The organism is Bacillus sp. SIMBA_005 (assembly GCF_046535585.1).
Taxonomy (GTDB): domain Bacteria; phylum Bacillota; class Bacilli; order Bacillales; family Bacillaceae; genus Bacillus; species Bacillus pumilus.
Map to the genome: position 1 here is coordinate 1 of NZ_JAWRWI010000525.1, position 266 is coordinate 266.

General features: G+C 40.6%; 1 pseudogene. It reads left to right on the forward strand.

Annotation, left to right across the window (positions count from 1 at the left end):
* Nucleotides 1-78: 78 nt before the first annotated feature.
* Nucleotides 79-266, forward strand: a pseudogene (locus SB660_RS21160) (ABC transporter substrate-binding protein); the annotation flags it as partial.

A 266-nucleotide genomic window follows, 5' to 3' on the forward strand; every position in this document is an offset into this window, starting at 1 on the left:
ATTGTAAGACAAAGCTGCGGATGTACAGCAAAGGAGGTGACATAAGCAAAGATTCATCACGATGATAAGGAGGAAAAGATGAAACACACTTTTGTTTTATTTCTCTCTCTTATTCTGCTTGTTCTGCCCGGGTGTTCAGCAGAGAAAAGCTCAGCAGATACCGCAAAAAAGACGTTAACCATTTATTCTACAATGTCAACCGACAGTGAAAGAGATACGTTCAGAAAACTGGCAGCAGCATTCGAAAAGGAACACAGTGACATTCA